Genomic DNA, 17,212 nt, shown 5'->3' on the forward strand with positions numbered 1-17,212 from the left:
GGTGGTGTCGCCCTTCGGGAAGAAGGCCGGCGCGAAGTACAGCGCGCAGAACGAGTAGACGTAGAAATCGAACCACTCGACGAGATTGCCCGACGATGCGCCGACGATGGCGAAGATGCGCCGGCGCGTGTCGTGAGCGGATGAAGTGAATACAGTCTGGTCGACCATGATGCGTGTCTGTCCTGATTGGAATGGATTGAGCGGTCATGTTGCCGCTTTCAGTTTCTCGATTGCGCCCGCACATCGTTCATCTAAATGAAAGATTGTGCAGGGTCCGTATGTTAGCGGATATCGATGTGAAAAGTGGCGAAATGACGCGACTGACGTGACAAACGGCCAACCGCGCAGCGGTTGCGCCGCAGCATCGGACCACCGCTTTGGGCCGCCATGCGGGCGCACGCGGACATGAAGCGTTTCCGGGGACAATAAAAAAAGCCAGCCTCGATGAGGCTGGCCAGGTCAAACCTTTTACCGAATGGCTATAAAAATACGGTAAGTATCGTAATGAGATTAAATTCTCACCGTCGGTGCAACGTAACGGCATTCATAGCGTTTGCGCACCGTCCCGTTCTCATCGACGCTCTCGAGAAACACGTCGAATTGCCACAGTCGCGCCATATGCTTCAACACTTCGTCGCTGTCGTTCGACAGGTGCCGGTTGTCGCTCATGAAGTGCCGCAGCGTGAGACTCCGGTCGCCGCGCGTGTTGACCGACCATACCTGGATGTTCGGTTCGCGATGATGCATGTCGTACTGCCGCGACAGTGCCTGCCGCACGTACTGATAGCCGCTGTCGTCGTGAATTGCGGAGACTTCGAGCGCGTCGCGCATATCGTCGTCGAGCACCGAGAAAAGGCGCATTTCGCGGATCAGATGCGGCGACAGATACTGCGCGATGAAACTCTCGTCCTTGAAGTTGCGCATCGCGTAGTGCAATGCCGGCAGCCACGGACTGCCCGCGAGTTCCGGAAACCAGCGACGATCTTCCTCGGTCGGGTTCTCGCAGATGCGACGAATATCGCTCATCATCGAAAAGCCGAGCGCATACGGATTAATACCGCTGTAGTACGGCTTCGTCACCGGCGGCTGATAGACGACGTTGCTGTGCGAATGCAGAAACTCCATCATGAAGCCGTCTTCGAGCTTGCCCTCGTTGTACAGCGTGTTGAGCAGCGTGTAATGCCAGAATGTCGCCCAGCCTTCGTTCATCACCTGCGTCTGGCGTTGTGGATAGAAGTACTGGCCGATCTTGCGCACGATGCGGATCACTTCGCGTTCCCACGGCTCGAGCAGCGGCGCGTTCTTCTCCGCGAAATACAGCAGGTTTTCCTGCGGTTCCGGCGGATAGCGCTCTTCCACTTCCTCGGGCAGCGGCACATGTTTGTTCGGCAACGTGCGCCACAATTCATTCACCTGTGACTGCAGGTACGCTTCGCGTTCGCGGCGCGCTTCGAGCTCTTTATGCAACGACAGCTTCTGCGGCCGCTTGTAGCGGTCGACACCGTAGTTCATCAGCGCATGGCACGAATCCAGCAGTTCTTCAACCCGATCGAGTCCATAGCGCTCTTCGCATTCGGCAATGTAGTTTTTCGCGTAGACGAGGTAATCGATGATCGCGTGCGCATCGGTCCACAAGCGGAACAGGTAGTTGCCCTTGAAGAACGAATTGTGACCGTACGCCGCGTGCGCGATGACGAGCGCTTGCATCGTCATCGTGTTCTCTTCCATCAGGTACGCGATACACGGGTTCGAGTTGATGACGATCTCGTACGCGAGACCCATTTGCCCACGCCGGTAGCTCTTCTCGGTCGACAGAAAATGCTTGCCGAACGACCAGTGACGGTAGTTGACCGGCATGCCGACCGATGCATACGCGTCCATCATCTGCTCTGAACTGATCAGTTCGAGCTGGATCGGATACACGTCGAGTTCATATTGCTCCGCAACATGCGAGATGTGCGTGTCGTATTCTTCGATCAGCTCGAAGGTCCAGTCGGACGGGCACGGCAATGGCCGTCTGTCGGCAACGTTCATACGGACTTCCCTTTGCCCATCGGTGGGCGCCCCGGTTTGTCCCTGTGCATGAGTGGCTTCGCGCGGCCCGCCTTTTCCGGCGTCGGGCTCGTACACCTTGTGTACGCCGGTGTCGGCATGCTCCGCCTTGCTGCCCGTCTGCACGCCTTTCTTTCGCTGCGGCTCGTAGCCGCGCGCTTCGTTATGCAAATGTCGCGTCGTCATACTTCAACATGCTTCTCGAACAGTTCACGGAACACCGGATAGATATCCGCAGCTGTTTCGACCTTCTTCATCGCCAGATGGGGCACCGTTTGCGCGAGTTGCGCATATTCGAGCCACAGATTCTGCTCTTCGGGTGTCACCTGAATATATGCAAAATACCGCACCTTCTCGAGTATGTCATCTGCAAGAATCTTGCGGCACTTTGGCGAATCGTCGGTCCAATTGTCGCCGTCCGACGCTTGCGCGCCGTAAATATTCCATTCAGTGGGGGAATAGCGCTCGTCGAGGATTTTCTGCATCAACTCGAGCGCACTCGATACGACCGTGCCGCCGCTTTCGGTCGAATGAAAGAACGTGTCTTCGTCGACTTCCTCGGCACGCGTGTGATGGCGGATAAATACGACCTCGATACGCTCATAATTCCGCTTCAGGAACAGATACAGCAGAATAAAGAAGCGCTTCGCAAGGTCCTTGCGCTGCTCGTCCATCGAGCCCGACACATCCATTAGACAAAACATCACCGCCTGGCTCGACGGCTGCGGCTGCTTCACGCGGTTCACGTAGCGCAGGTCGAACGGATCGATGAACGGGATGCGCCAGATCCGACCGCGCAAATGGTGAATCTCGTCTTCGAGCAGCTTGATTTCCTTGCGGCGATCGGCCGGGTCGGCCTTCAACTCGTCGAGCTGCTGCTCGAGTTCATGCAATTCATTGACGAGCGGCGCACCCAGCGCAATGCGCCGGCCCAGCGCGCTGCGCAGCGACCGTACCACGTCGATGTTATTCGGCGTGCCTTCCGCGGCCCAGCCCGCGCGAATGCTCTTCCATGTGGGCACCGCGAGCAGATGGGTTTTGACCAGCCGCGGCAGTTCGAGGTCGTCGAAGAAATACTGCATGAATTCTTCGCGCGAGAGTTCGAACACGAAATCGTCCTGCCCCTCGCCTTCGTTGCTCGCGTTGCCACCCCCACCGCTGCCGCCGCCGCCCTGCGGACGCGGGATCTTGTCGCCGCGGGTGTAATCGGAGTTGCCTGGATGAACCAGTTCGCGCCGGCCGCCCGGGCCATGCCGGAACGACGGTTCAGCGATGTCCTTGCGCGGAATCGTAATGCTTTGCGTGCTTTGAATGTCTTTGATGCTGCGGTCGCGCACCGCGTCGGACACGGCGCGCCGAATGTAACTCTTCACGCGACGCAAAAAGCGTTCGCGATTTGCGATGCTCTTGTTCTTGCCAGCCAGCCTGCGGTCGATGATTTGATGAAGCACACCCGGTCTCCCGCTTCGATGTCGAACACGCAAGACGCAAGTTGTGCATGCAACCTCAGGTCCATGCCGCTTGCGACTTGCAAGGAGCCCGCGCGGCGCAATTCGATAAACCCGCGCCGCGCGGGCCGTGCGTGCCGCGTGTCATGACGACTTGCGCACGCGCAGATACCAGTCACACAAGAGCCGTACCTGCTTCGGCGTATAGCCTTTCGTGACCATCCGGTTGACGAAGTCCTCGTGCTTGCGCTGTTCCTCCGCCGACCCTTTCGCATTGAACGAAATAACCGGCAAAAGTTCTTCCGTGTTCGAGAACATCTTCTTTTCAATAACGACGCGCAGTTTCTCGTAGCTGATCCACGCGGGATTCTTGCCTCCGTTCGCCGCACGCGCGCGTAATACGAAGTTGACGATCTCGTTGCGGAAATCTTTGGGATTGCTGATGCCCGCGGGCTTCTCGATCTTCTCCAGTTCCGCGTTCAGCGCGGCACGGTCGAAGCTCTCGCCGGTGTCATGATCGCGGAATTCCTGGTCCTGAATCCAGAAATCCGCATACGTGACATAGCGGTCAAAAATGTTTTGCCCGTACTCGGAATACGACTCCAGATACGCGGTCTGAATTTCCTTGCCGATGAACTCCGCGTAGCGCGACGCGAGCACATCCTTGATGAACGACAGATACTTCTGTTCGGTTTCCGGCGGAAACTGCTCGCGCTCGATCTGCTGTTCGAGCACGTACATCAGATGCACCGGATTGGCCGCGACTTCCGTCGTATCGAAGTTGAACACACGTGACAAGATCTTGAACGCGAAACGCGTCGAGACGCCGGTCATCCCTTCATCAACACCTGCGAAGTCGCGATATTCCTGATATGACTTCGCTTTCGGGTCCGTGTCCTTCAGATTCTCGCCGTCATAGACCTGCATCTTCGAGAAGAGACTCGAGTTCTCGGGCTCCTGCAAACGCGTCAACACCGACATCTGCGCCATCATCTTCAGCGTGCCGGGCGCACACACCGCATTCGCGAGCGACGAGTTACGCAGCAACTTCTCATAAATTTTCATTTCTTCCGAGTAGCGCAGGCAGTACGGCACCTTCACCACGAAGATCCGGTCGAGCAGCGCCTCGTTGTTGCGGTTGTTACGGAATGCCTTCCACTCGGACTCGTTCGAGTGCGCGAGGATCACGCCGTCAAACGGAATCGCACCGAACCCTTCCGTACCCTTGAAGTTACCCTCCTGGGTCGCGGTCAGCAGCGGGTGCAGCACCTTGATCGGCGCCTTGAACATTTCGACAAATTCGAGCAAGCCCTGATTCGCGAGACACAGGCCGCCGGAATAGCTATATGCGTCCGCATCGTCCTGCGCATATTGCTCGAGCTTGCGGATATCGACCTTGCCGACCAGCGATGAAATGTCCTGGTTGTTTTCATCGCCGGGCTCGGTCTTCGCAATGCCGATCTGCCGCAGAATGGACGGATAGCGGCGTACCACGCGGAACTTGCGGATATCGCCGTTGTACTCGTGCAGGCGCTTGACCGCCCACGGGCTCAGGATGCTCTTCAGGTAACGACGCGGAATACCGTATTGCTCTTCGAGAATCGGCCCGTCTTCGTCGTAGTCGAACAGACCGAGCGGTGATTCATTGACGGGTGACCCCTTGATCGAATAGAACGGCACGCGTTCCATCAACTGCTTGAGACGCTCCGCAATCGATGACTTGCCCCCGCCCACCGGCCCCAACAGATAGAGAATCTGTTTCTTTTCTTCGAGCCCCTGAGCGGCATGCCTGAAGTAGGCGACGACCTGCTCGATCACATCTTCCATTCCGTAGAACTCACGGAACGCGGGGTAAACCTTGATGACCTTGTTCGCGAAGATCCGCGACAGCCGCGGGTCGTTACGCGTATCGATCTGTTCAGGCTCGCCGATTGCCGTCAACATGCGCTCGCCAGCAGTGGCGTACGCGGCGGGGTTGTCTTTGCAGAGCGCGAGGTACTCTTCGAGTGAAAATTCCTCCTCTCTCGTTTTCTCGAAGCGGGTCGCGAAACTGCTATAGATATCCATGCTACCTCCTCGCCGAAGTCTGGAACGATGCCGTGCGCGGCGCGCCATCAGGAAGCGTCATCGTTCGAATTCATCCTAAACCCTTTTAAATTTTTTTTCACGAACTACGTTAAGAAATCGCCTCACAGCGAATGCGGGCAAGCTTCACTTGAAGACGCCGTTTCGGTCACCTACAATCTCCGGCCGCTCGCGACGATCAAAGCGCGAATCAATGCGGCAACGCCTTCCTTGCCCTCTGCAAAAAACCTCGGGAAACAAGCTCGCAACCGGATTCACCCGGCTGCGCATCCCGCTTCCGTTCACCGCGCGATTGATTGCGGCGTTGCATGCAACGTACCTCAAACCGCGCTTGCGTGCGCGATGGCGCGCAGCAAGTGCTTCCATCATCCGTTTGCGCGCGGCACACTTCGCTGCGTCGACAACCGGTTGATGCAACCTCTGTCGCATCGTCGTTTCCGGCACCTTCGCAAACTCATTCAGGACGTGCGGTGTGGTGCCACACATTGCGCCGCACCGTAAGCATGCAGTGCGGCTCGCAATGTGGCCTGGCGCTCCCACCCGCTCGCGCCGCTCCTTACGTTAACGTGCGCGACGCACCAATCGACGACATCGGAAAGCGCTGTTACACGTTTGCGCGTACCCGACTATTCGTCCCCGCATACCTGATTTCGTTCAACATTGACTGACAACGTTCCCCCTACCACGTGCACGAACACCGCGTGCGCGACACGCACGGATAACCGCGTCGTCCGCATGGTCGGCATGGTCGGCGCACGAGGTTCGCGACATCATGCAGGGGTGCGCCTCTTTGCACGCCGACCGATGCGAGCCCAACGAAACCGTCCATGGAGTCCGGTTTCAGCGGGTCTCTGGCTGTATGACGGTTCGTCGAACCCGCATCTGAATCAGTAGATACACGGTATGCGCGGCCATTGCGATGAATCGGCGTAACCGGCATGTCGCTGTGGCGCGGTGGCCGCACGTGGCACCCGATGCGCGGCGCACGACGTGCGCGTGCTCGACAGCAGGAGGCTGCGGGCGCTTCAGACGAGTTCGAGTTCGACTTCGCCCAGACCGTCGATATGACCACGCACGGTGCCCGGCCCGCCGATCATGTGCGCGCCGACATATGAACCGGTCGTAATGGTCCACGCCGGCTCGATCGTGATGCCCATCGCCGCGCAATGATTCACGAACCAGACAAGCAGTTCGCGTGGATCGCCCGCCGGATTACCCGGCGCTTCAGGCACGAGCGATGCGCCATCGAACGCCAGTTCCAGTTCGGGGGAGACGAAGTCGAAACTGCGCGCAAGGCTCGCATAGCTGACCGGATGGCCGGTCACGAGCGCACCGTTGTTCTGCGCGTCGGCAAGCTGCGCGAGCGGTGTGATGTTCGGCCATTCGGCGAAGCGGCTATCGACGATTTCGATCGTCGGCAGCACGGTGCCGACGAGCGTCAGCACTTCGTCGCGCGCGTAAGATTGCCCGCGCGGCGCAACCGGTTCGGCGAAACGGAACGCGATTTCGAGTTCGATCAGCACACGAAAGAACGACTGGCGTTCGACGCGCGCCGGCGACACGAGCGTCAACGGCGCCGGAATCGGCGCGCCCGACGCATCCCCGCCTGGCGAACGGGCACCGATTTTCCACGCCCCGGTCACGCAGCCGAGGCCTGCGATCACCGCCTGCTGGATCGCATAGGCGGTCGCCGCGTCGGGCGGCAGGCAACTGGACGGGAGCGATTCGATTGCGCGGTGCTGGCGGCGTGCCGAGATCAGGCGTTGCGCGAGGTCTTGTTGCGTCATGTCGTTCCTTCTGGCTGTCTCGTTGAACGGCGCGTTGAACGGCTACGGATGCGAAAACAACGTGCGCTACAGGGCCGACGGAGGTCGATATGCGCCGAATGCGTGCAAAGATGAAATGCCGCCGGGCCGGGCGGGATTTCAGACATTTTTCGACGCGCATTCAGACCATTCCGTACGCTTTCGGACGTAAAAGCGCCCCGATAACGGGCAACTCGCGTACGTATCGGACAGACACACCCGACAGCCTGCCCGCCAATGTACCGGAACAAAGTTACCGCGGGTCAATTCGAGTGTAGAGAATGCAAAAAGGATTGCAGCGAGGAATCGCACGCGATGCCGGCGGCCACGCAAGCGGCGGCGCGCCGGCATTCTGAACGAATGTGAACCACGGCGACACCGCGGCGGGAGGTCAGGCGGATTCAGCGGACGAAGCGGACAAAGCGTGCAGACTCAGAACGTTTCCCAATTCTGCTCAGCAACACCGGTTGACTGTGCTGCCGCAGCCGATGCAGCAGGCGTCGCCGGCGCCCCGCGGCTTTCATTGTGCACTGCGGGTTGGCCGCTCTTTGACGGGACTTTCTGCGACTGCCGCTGCGGCGCGTGCGGTGCCGCCGGCCTGCGTACGGACGCCGCGGCCACCGTCACCTTGCCGCGCGGCGCGCCCGCACTCATCCCGGCCTCGTCGACGTTAAATACAGCGACCGCGGTGCGCAGTTTTTGCGCCTGGTCCTCAAGCGATTGCGCGGCCGCCGCGGCCTCTTCGACGAGCGCCGCGTTCTGCTGGGTCGCTTCGTCCATCTGCGCGACCGCGCGTGCGACCTGGTCGATACCGCCGCTCTGTTCCGACGACGCCGCGGCAATCTCGCCCATGATGTCCGTGACCCGCTGCACTGCACCGATGATTTCGGTCATCGTGCGGCCCGCCTCATCGACCAGCGCCGATCCTGACTGCACACGCTCGACAGACGTGTCGATCAATTCCTTGATTTCCTTCGCGGCCGCCGACGAGCGCTGCGCGAGGCTGCGCACTTCGCCCGCCACCACGGCGAAGCCCCGGCCCTCCTCGCCCGCGCGCGCCGCCTCGACTGCCGCGTTCAGCGCCAGGATATTGGTCTGGAATGCGATGCCTTCGATGATCGTGATGATGTCGGCAATTTTCGCCGAGCTCTGGTTGATCTCGCCCATCGTGCCGACGACCTGTCCGACCACCGCGCTACCCTTGTTCGCGATTGCCGAAGCATTCGACGCCAGCGCGCTCGCCTGGCGCGCGTTTTCGGCGTTCTGTTTCACGGTGCCGGTGAGTTCTTCCATGCTTGCGGCCGTTTCTTGCAGCGCGGACGCCTGCTCCTCGGTCCGCGACGACAGGTCGATATTGCCGGCGGCGATTTCGCGGGTCGCGGTCGCAATCGAGTCGCTGCCGCTACGCACCGATTGCACCGTCGCGACAAGGCTGCGCTGCATCTTCGCGATGCCTTCGATGATCTGGCCCATCTCGTCGCGCGAATACGCGACAACCGGCCGGCGCAGGTCGCCCGCGGCGATCGCGTCGAAGTGGTCGAGCGCCTCGGCGAGCGGCCGCGCAATCGCGCGGCGCAGCGTCAGCCAGGAAATGAACGCCGCGACCAGGCCGGCGGCCAGCGTCACAATACTGACGATGCGAAACGTATTGAAGCTCGACTCCGACGCGTCGTAATCCTCTTTCGACGAATCGAACTGGAATTTGCGCAGTTCGGTTGCCGCGTTCGCCATCTCGTTGTACGTGACCTGCAGCCGTTTCGCGCCGTCGACCAGCTTGTCGCGCTCGTTCGCGCCGACCATTGTGCTGAATGCGTCCATCGCCTGATACAGCGCGTCGCGTTTCGCGGATACTTCCTGGGCGATGCGATCCTCGTTGGCGTCGCGCGGGATGTCGAGGTACTGCTTCCAGCCGTCCTGCGCGGTCGCGCGCATCGTGCGCGCGCGCTCGAGCGTCGCCGGCACTTCCGGTGTGCCGAGTTCCAATGCCGCGCGGTCGAGGGAAAGACGTTCGCGCGCCGCGTACATCTCCATCTTGTCGATCGCGACCGCGGCCGGCATGTTGCCATTGAACGTGTTCTGCAGTGCGCCGTTCGCCCGGCTCATCCCTACCAGTCCAAGCGCGCTTGTGGCGGCCAGAAGGATCGCCAGAAATGCCATTGCCACGCCAATCCGCGCGTTGATCGTCATGCCCTTGCCCATGTTGTCTGTCTGCCCAGTGGAGAGTAATAGCTGCGTGCGCAGTCCCGTACGTGGCGCGTGGTGACTGCTTTCCCGTGACTACCGTCGGCGTCTTGATCCGATACCGGGATGAGACGCTCTTGAGGTTGTTTACGACCGGGAGCTAAAAACCTTGAAATTTTTATATAATATGAAGATTACAAAAGAATTAATTGTATTTTTTGCAATTCAGACCTGCTCATTTGTAGTATTGGCCATGCCGGATAGGCCAAACAACGCGTCGCGTCACGCGAAGCATGGCTCCAATGGAATGAGGGAAAGGGCAAGAAGCGCGTCCAAATGAAAAGACGCGGGGCGCCGGCCGACGCTGTTCAGCTTGCGTCGACTTCGGCGCGCGACGGAATCGATGGCTGCGCGCCGGCGCGTGTCACTGACAGCGCCGCGGCGCGCTGCGCGAAGCGGATCGCAACGTCGAGCGCTGCGCGTTGCGCAAGCTGCGCCGCAAAGCCGCCGATAAACGTGTCGCCTGCTGCGGTCGTATCGACCGCGGCAACCCGCGGCGCGGCGAAATGCGCGGGCGCTGCGTCGCCGAGCGCGGCAAGCACGCCCTGCGCGCCGAGCGTGATGATCACATTGCGGGCGCCCGCGCGGCGCAGCGCCGCGGCGGCCGCCGCCGCTTCGTCCGGCGTGCGCACGGGCAGCCCTGTTAGCGTCGCGGCCTCGAGTTCGTTTGGAATCAGATAGTCGACTAGCGCAAGCCACGCCGCCGGCAGCGGCCCAACCGCGGGCGCCGGGTTCAGAACCACCGTCTTGCCGAGCCGACGCGCGGCGGCCAGCGCCGCATGCACGCTATCCGGCGGCGTTTCGAGCTGGCAGACGACAACCTCGGCCGCGGCCAGCACCGCCTCATGGCGCGCGATGGTCGCCGGCGTCACTTCACCGTTGCTGCCGGCCACGATCACGATTGAATTCTGCGAACCGTCGTCGACGATAATCAAGGCGACGCCGGTCGGTGCGCTCGTGCTGATCTCGAGCGCCGCGCAATCGATCCGCTCGGCCTCGAGTCCCGCGCGCAGTTGCGCGCCGTTCGCGTCGCCGCCGACGCAACCGATCATCGCGACCTGCGCTCCGAGACGCGCGGCCGCCACCGCCTGATTGCCCCCCTTGCCGCCCGGCACCTGCGCGAAGGTCCGTCCGGCAAGCGTCTCGCCCGGTTGCGGCAGGCGCGGCGCGCGCGCGACGAGGTCCATATTCAGGCTGCCGACAACCGCCACGCGGGCGCTCGCCTGATTCACTGGCACGTCAGCGCCCTTCGTCTGCGGTGACACGCTCATGCCGCGACGCCGCCCCGGCGCGCGCCGGCCCAGGCCGCGGTCGATTCGCGCAGCACGAGACGCGGGGCAATCACGCGGCGCCGGCCAGGCGCGCTCGCCACGCTGCCGGCGATCCGTTCGATCAGCGTTTGCGCGGCCATGTCGCCGAGCGCGCGCACCGACTGACCCACCGTCGACAGCGCCGGGTAAGTGAAGCTACCCAGCTCGATATCGTCGAAACCGATGATCGAACAATCGCGCGGCACGTCGATGCCGCGCTCGGCCGCTGCGCGCAGTGCGCCGATACCCATCATGTCGTTGCACGCGAAAATCGCCGACGGCTGCACCGTGTCGAACAGCCGGCTCGCCGCCCAATGGCCGCCCATGCCGGAGAAATCACTTTCGACGATCGCATCCGGCGCGATCTCGATGCCGCGCTCGGCCATCGCGCGAATAAAGCCATGCACGCGCATCGCGCTGACCGCGGTCTCGACCGGCCCGGTGATACAGCCAATCTTCACGTGGCCGAGCTGTAGCAGATGACGCGTCGCCAGATAGGCGCCTTTCTCGTGATCGATCTGCACAAGGTCGGCGTTCACGCCCTCGATGTTGCGATCGACAATCACGAGCGGCTCGCGCGAGTCGGCAAGCGTCTTCGCGAGCACCGCGTCGTCGCCCGCGGACGCGACGATCAGTCCGTCGATGCGCTTTTCCTGCAGAACCCGCAGATAGCTGCGCTGCTTCGACGGATCGTCGTCCGAGTTGCAGAAGAACACGCAGTAGCCGTTGCGCGCGCAACCGTCCTCGATGCCGCGCGCGAGTTCCGCGAAGTACGGATTCGTGCTGTTCGGCACCACGAGGCCGATGGTCGCGGTCGAGCGCGCCTTTAGCGAGCGCGCGACCGCCGACGGCACGTAGTTCAGCTGGAGGATTGCGCGCTCAACCTTCGCGCGCACATCCGCCGAAACGGGCCGCGAATTGTTCACGACATGCGACACCGTCGTGAACGACACGCCTGCCGCTGCCGCTACATCCTTGATCGTCGCCATAACCTGTTGCTCCCCTGCCTGTTTTCACTGCTCATCGATGCGGCCGGTCCGCCGGGCGGCGTTCCGACCCGTGGCGCCACGTGCAGCCCCCGTCGTACCCGCCGCACACGTTGTTCCATTCGCTACGTCCACGCGTCACGCGCGTTTGCGGCGGCTCCGATACGTGTCGAGAACGACCGCCACGACAATCACCGCGCCCGTAATGATGCGCTTGGTCGGCTCATTTGCGCCAATTTGCGCAAGGCCCGCCGCCAGCACCGAGATGATCAACACGCCAAAAAACGTGCTGATCACCGACCCACGCCCGCCCATCAGGCTCGTGCCGCCGATCACGACGGCCGCGATCACCTGCAGTTCGAGGCCGACACCCGCGTTCGGGTCGGCAGCCTCGAGCCGCGAGATCTGGAACAGCGCCGCAAGCCCGGACAGCGCGCCCATCAAAGCAAACACCATCACCTTGTACGGCCGCGGATTCACGCCCGCAAGCCGCACGGCCTCCTCGTTCGTGCCAATGCCGACCAGATAGCGCCCAAACACGGTGCGCGTGAGCACCAGTTGCGCGACGATCATCACCGCGACCGCGATCAGAAACGCCGGCGAGATGCCGAGCGCGATCGGGTTCGACAGGAAATCGAACGCGTCGCCGATATACGCGGTGCGCGAATTCGTCATCTGGTACGCGACGCCGCGCGCCGCTTCAAGCACGCCCAGTGACACGATAAACGACGGAATCCGCCAGCCGACCGTGACCGCGCCGGTTAGCGTACCGGTCAGCGCGGCGGCGGCCAGACCGAGCACCGCCGCAGGCAGCGCCCCGAGCCCCCATTTCAGCGTCGCGACGCTGACGACCGATGCGCCTAGCGCCAGCACCGAGCCGACCGACAGGTCGATCCCTGCGATGATCAGCACGAAGGTCATGCCGACGGCCATCACGACGAGATCGGGAATCTGGTTCGCGATCGTGCTGAACGTGTCGTAGGTCAGGAAATGCGAGCTCAACAACGAAAACAGTACGATCATCGCGGCGAGCGCGCCAGCCAGACCCAGGTAGTTCGAGAACCCGAGCCGCGTGCCCGCCGGCTTGCCGCTGGCGAGCGGCGCGGACGGGTCGGGCGCGGCGGACGACGCGGAAGGCGCCGCGCCGCTCGAGCCGCTTGCCGGTGCGCCGCTGCCGTGCACGCGGGGCTCCTCGCTCAGCGGAACGCGCGGCCGTTCGATCATGACGGTTCTCCCACGGCGGGCGCGCTGTGCGCCGCAAGCAGCGCATCGCGACTTCGATAACCGGCGAACGCCGCCGCCAGCAACGCATCCTGCGACCACGCGTCGCGCTCAAAAATTCCCGTCATCCGGCCCGCCGACATCACGCCGATCCGGTCACAGATCAACATCAGTTCGCGCAGGTCGCTCGACACAACGACCAGCGCGCGGCCCTCGCGTGCGAGCGCTCCCATCAGCCCGTAGATGTCGAACTTCGCGCCGACGTCGATGCCGCGCGTCGGCTCGTCGAACAGCAGCACCTTGCAATCGCGCGCCAGCCAGCGGCCGATCACCACCTTCTGCTGGTTGCCGCCGGACAGTTCGCCGACCGGCTGTGCGGGCCCGGACGTGCGAATCCGCAGCGTGTCGATCTGCCGGTTCGCGAGCGCGTTCTCGCGCCTTGCGTCGACGATGCCGTGCCGCGCAACACCGCTGATGTTGCCCAGCGAGATGTTCGCCGCCACCGGTTGCGGCAGCAACAATCCTTCGCCCTTGCGGTCTTCGGTGATGAGCGCGATGCCGTGTTGCACCGCGTCGGCCGGCGACGCGATCCGCACCGGCGCGGGCGGCGCGCCCGGCGCGGCGGCAAGCGAGACCGTGCCGCGCTCCTTCGCGTCGGCGCCATAGATGAGGCGCATCAATTCGGTGCGCCCCGCGCCGATCAGCCCGCTGATGCCGAAGAGCTCGCCTGCGCGCACGTCGAACGACACGTCGCGCACCACACCGGCACGGCCGAGTCCATCGACTTTCAGCAGCGGCGCGCCGATCCGGCGTTCGCCCAGATCGATCCGCTCGCCCAGTTCGCGGCCAACCATCAGCGTGACGATCTGGTCGCTCGTCAGGTTCATCATCACGTCCACGTGCACGAGCTTGCCGTCACGCAGCACCGCGACGCGTTCGGCGACCCGCGCTAGCTCCTCGAGCCGGTGCGAAATATAGACCAAAGCGACGCCGCGCGCCTTCAGCCGATCGATCTGCTCGAACAGCAGGTCGACTTCACGGGCGGTCAGCATCGCAGTCGGTTCGTCGAGAATCAGCACGCGGCAGTCGCCGATCAGATTGCGCGCAATTTCGACCATCTGCTGGTGACCCATGCCAAGCTCACCGACCAGCGTGTCCGGATCGATTGCTTCGAGTCCGACTTGCGCCATCGCACCGCGTGCGTCGTCGCGCAACCGGCGCCGATCGATCCAGCCGAGTGGAACGCCGCCCCGTTTCGGCAAACGGTTCAGAAACAGGTTCTCGGCAATCGATAACGTCGGCAGCAGGTTCAGCTCCTGCATCACCATCCGCACGCCGAGCGCTTCAGCGTCGGTACGGCTCGCCGGCGCGTACGGCACACCCGCGAGACGCATCGCGCCGGCAGTGGGCATCACCAGTCCGCCGATGATCTTGGACAGCGTGCTTTTACCCGCGCCGTTCTCGCCGGTCAACGCCAGCACTTCACCCGCGCGCAACGTGAGCGCGATATCGGACAGCACCGGTTCGGCGTAGGTCTTGCCGATTCCGGTTACGGACAGCACGGCAGTCGATGCGTCGTGGTCGGTCGAATCCATTGTGATCAAGGTTCCGGGCCGCCGCGCCGGGCAGCCACGCCTGTCATGTCGTCCACGCTGCGCGGATTTCGTACACGGACCATGCCGGACACATCGCCGCGCCCCGCTGGCCGTCATAACGCTTAACTCGATATCGGCCGCGCAGCGGATTTCTTTAGCATTTGTTGAATTGGCGCAAGGCGATGCAACCATTGCGAAAAAGTACGGCGAAAATTTCACGGTTGACGTGAGGCGCGGCGTTCGTTCGCTACGCTGCCTTGCCGTGGATTGCCCGCCTGCTTCGCTCCCGTTGCGGTTCGCTTGCGCCAGCCATGCCGTTCATGCAGCCGCTTCGCCTCTACTTCGTCACGAGTTCCACCGGCGTCTCGATCACGCCGGACAACTGCGACTGCTTCTTGTGCTCGCTCAACGCCTTCAATGCGGTATCGATGCCGAATACCGCCTGCTTCGCCGCGAACTGGTCGGCGGTCGCGAGCACACGGCCGTCTTTCAGCATCGGCCTGATCGCATTGATGTTGTCGTAGCCGACCACATACACCTTGCCCTGCCTGCCCGCTGCGCGCACCGCCGACACCGCGCCGATCGCCATATTGTCATTGCCGCACAGCAGCGCCTTCAGATCAGGGTATTCATTGAGCATCGCGGACGCAACCGCATTGCCCTTGTCGATCTCCCACTCTCCGGACTGCACCGATACGACCTTCGCACCGACCTTCTGCATCGCATCCTTGAAGCCCGCGGTGCGCTGCTGCGCGTTGGTGGTCGTCGACACGCCTTCGACAATGCCGACCTCATCGCCCGCCTTCAGCCTCTGCGCGAGATAGTCGCCGACCTTTTGCGCGCCCTTGCGGTTGTCGGGACCGACGAACGGCACGTTCAGGTCCTTCGACTTCAGCACGTCGGGATCGAGCCGGTTGTCGATATTGACAACGATGATGCCAGCATCGACCGCCTTCTTGACGACCGGCACAAGCGCCTTCGAATCGGCCGGCGCGAGCACGATCGCATCGACCTTCGACACGATCATCTGTTCGACGATGCGGATCTGGTTCGCGGTGTCCGTTTCGTCCTTGATGCCGTTCGTGATCAGGTCGAAGGTGCTCGAGTTGTGGCGTTGATAGTCCTTCGCGCCATTTTCCATCGTCAGGAAGAACTCGTTCGCGAGCGACTTCATGACCAGGGCGACTTTCGGTTTGTTCGCGGCCTGAGCATGCGCTGGCAGGGCGGGCAGCGCGGCGGCGGCGGTCAGTGCGAGCCCGGCGGCGAGGATGCGGCGGCGGATGCGTTGGGTCATGCGTGATCTCCTGTTGTTCGCAGGCTCAACCAGAAAGCCTTATTTATTCAGGTCCGCAAACGTTTGCGGAGCCTATTCTCAACGGAGCCGCACAATTGTGTCAACGACCAGAGGTGCTGCGTCGCACAGCGCAGCGCGCCGGGTTGCGATGTCCTGCTACAGCCAGCCGGCCTTCTTGAAGCGCCACCACAGCAGCACATCGATCAGCATCATCACGCCGATGCAGATCGGGTAGCCGAACCGGAAGTGGAGTTCGGGGATCCTTTCGAAGTTCATCCCGTAGATGCCGGCAATCATCGTTGGCACCGCGAACAGCGCGGCGAACGAGCCCAGACGCTTGGTGACCTCGTTCTCCGCGAGCGAGATCATGCCGAGATTCACCTGGATCGCGGTGACGATCATCTCGCGACGACCGTCGATGGTCCTGACGATCCGGTCGAGATGGTCATAGACGTCGCGAAAGTACGCCTGCATGCCTGAACAGATTACCGGGATGCGCCCGCCGGTGAACTTGCTGATCGCCTCCAGCAGCGGCGCAATGTGATGCTCAAGTGTGACCAGCCGGCGCTTGAGCGAATAAAGGTCCTGGATGATCGCGCGCGACGCGGCGAGGCTGTGCCTGTCGAAGATGCGGTCTTCGATCTGTTCGATCTCGGCGCCCAGTGCTTCGAGAATCGGGAAGTAGCGGTCAACCACGTTGTCCGCGAGCGCGTACAGCACGAACGCCGCGCCCTGCCTGAGCAGTTGCGGCTCGCGCTCGCAACGCGCGCGGACCTCCTGGAAACCGTGCCGCGTGCGATTGCGCACCGTGAGCACATAGTTGCTGCCCACGAACACGTCGACCTCGCCGATCAGGATCTCACCGTCGTCGTCCATCTCGAGCGTGTGCAGCACCGCGAACAGCGACTCGCCGTACTCCTCGATCTTCGGCCGCTGATGGCCGTTGCGCACATCTTCGATCGCCAGCTCGTGCAGCCCGAATTCTTCCTTCATCACGGCCAGTTCACCGGGCCCCGGATCTTTCAGCGCCACCCAGACGAAGCACTCGGGCTTCGCAACATAGACGCTGATGTCGTCGATTTCGATGTCGGCGAGCTTCCGGCCATCCTGGTACGCCGCACAGTTAATCAGCATGATCGGATACCTCGAGAACGAGTGTGCAAGGGCATGTCGAA

At 62.2% G+C, this 17,212-nt stretch carries 12 protein-coding genes and 1 pseudogene; 1 reads left to right on the forward strand and 12 read right to left on the reverse strand.

All coding sequences use genetic code 11. The annotated features are described in order from the left end of the window. The 4 genes and pseudogenes from HV796_RS31245 to HV796_RS31260 all read right to left on the reverse strand — a co-directional run. Positions 1-168, reverse strand: a pseudogene (locus tag HV796_RS31245) (alpha-ketoglutarate permease); the annotation flags it as partial. Positions 169-510: 342 nt separating this feature from the next. After that, positions 511-2,238 carry a SpoVR family protein gene (locus HV796_RS31250; protein ID WP_175231626.1) on the reverse strand — a complete coding sequence of 576 codons (1,728 nt, stop codon included), beginning with the start codon at positions 2,236-2,238 and terminating at the stop codon, positions 511-513. Continuing rightward, entirely contained in the window at positions 2,235-3,503 is a 1,269-nt protein-coding gene (locus HV796_RS31255; RefSeq protein ID WP_175231628.1) for a YeaH/YhbH family protein, read from the reverse strand. Before HV796_RS31255 ends, HV796_RS31250 begins: the two co-directional genes overlap by 4 nt. Before the next feature lie 141 nt (positions 3,504-3,644). After that, the gene (locus HV796_RS31260; protein ID WP_175115080.1) at positions 3,645-5,567 is read right to left on the reverse strand and encodes a PrkA family serine protein kinase; all 1,923 of its coding nucleotides are present in this window, start codon (positions 5,565-5,567) and stop codon (positions 3,645-3,647) included. A gap of 27 nt (positions 5,568-5,594) precedes the next feature. Here HV796_RS31260 and HV796_RS31265 point away from each other — a divergent pair, with 27 nt between their 5' ends. Then, positions 5,595-6,086, forward strand: coding sequence for a hypothetical protein (locus HV796_RS31265; RefSeq protein WP_175231630.1), 492 nt, complete (start codon positions 5,595-5,597; stop codon positions 6,084-6,086). A 524-nt stretch (positions 6,087-6,610) separates the two neighbouring features. Here the strand turns inward: HV796_RS31265 and HV796_RS31270 are convergent. The 8 genes from HV796_RS31270 to corA form a co-directional block, all read right to left on the reverse strand. Then, positions 6,611-7,372: a 2-keto-4-pentenoate hydratase gene (locus tag HV796_RS31270; protein ID WP_175231632.1), complete on the reverse strand. Its 762-nt coding sequence runs from the start codon at positions 7,370-7,372 to the stop codon at positions 6,611-6,613. Between the two features lie 450 nt (positions 7,373-7,822). Next, a complete protein-coding gene (locus HV796_RS31275) occupies positions 7,823-9,589 on the reverse strand; it encodes a methyl-accepting chemotaxis protein (RefSeq protein ID WP_175231634.1) in 1,767 nt (588 codons plus the stop codon). Between the two features lie 350 nt (positions 9,590-9,939). Then, positions 9,940-10,902, reverse strand: coding sequence for a ribokinase (gene rbsK / locus HV796_RS31280; RefSeq protein WP_175231636.1), 963 nt, complete (start codon positions 10,900-10,902; stop codon positions 9,940-9,942). After that, the gene (locus tag HV796_RS31285; protein WP_175231638.1) at positions 10,899-11,930 is read right to left on the reverse strand and encodes a LacI family DNA-binding transcriptional regulator; all 1,032 of its coding nucleotides are present in this window, start codon (positions 11,928-11,930) and stop codon (positions 10,899-10,901) included. Before HV796_RS31285 ends, rbsK begins: the two co-directional genes overlap by 4 nt. Before the next feature lie 135 nt (positions 11,931-12,065). Then, a complete protein-coding gene (locus tag HV796_RS31290; RefSeq protein WP_175231640.1) occupies positions 12,066-13,151 on the reverse strand; it encodes an ABC transporter permease in 1,086 nt (361 codons plus the stop codon). Next, a complete protein-coding gene (locus tag HV796_RS31295) occupies positions 13,148-14,743 on the reverse strand; it encodes a sugar ABC transporter ATP-binding protein (protein ID WP_175231642.1) in 1,596 nt (531 codons plus the stop codon). The genes HV796_RS31290 and HV796_RS31295 overlap by 4 nt, the downstream gene beginning before the upstream one ends. Positions 14,744-15,080: 337 nt before the next feature. After that, a complete protein-coding gene (locus HV796_RS31300; RefSeq protein WP_175231644.1) occupies positions 15,081-16,037 on the reverse strand; it encodes a sugar ABC transporter substrate-binding protein in 957 nt (318 codons plus the stop codon). A gap of 156 nt (positions 16,038-16,193) precedes the next feature. Next, a complete protein-coding gene (corA, locus tag HV796_RS31305; RefSeq protein WP_175231646.1) occupies positions 16,194-17,171 on the reverse strand; it encodes a magnesium/cobalt transporter CorA in 978 nt (325 codons plus the stop codon). Positions 17,172-17,212: the final 41 nt, after the last annotated feature.

It is taken from the genome of Paraburkholderia humisilvae (assembly GCF_902859855.1).
GTDB lineage: Bacteria > Pseudomonadota > Gammaproteobacteria > Burkholderiales > Burkholderiaceae > Paraburkholderia > Paraburkholderia humisilvae.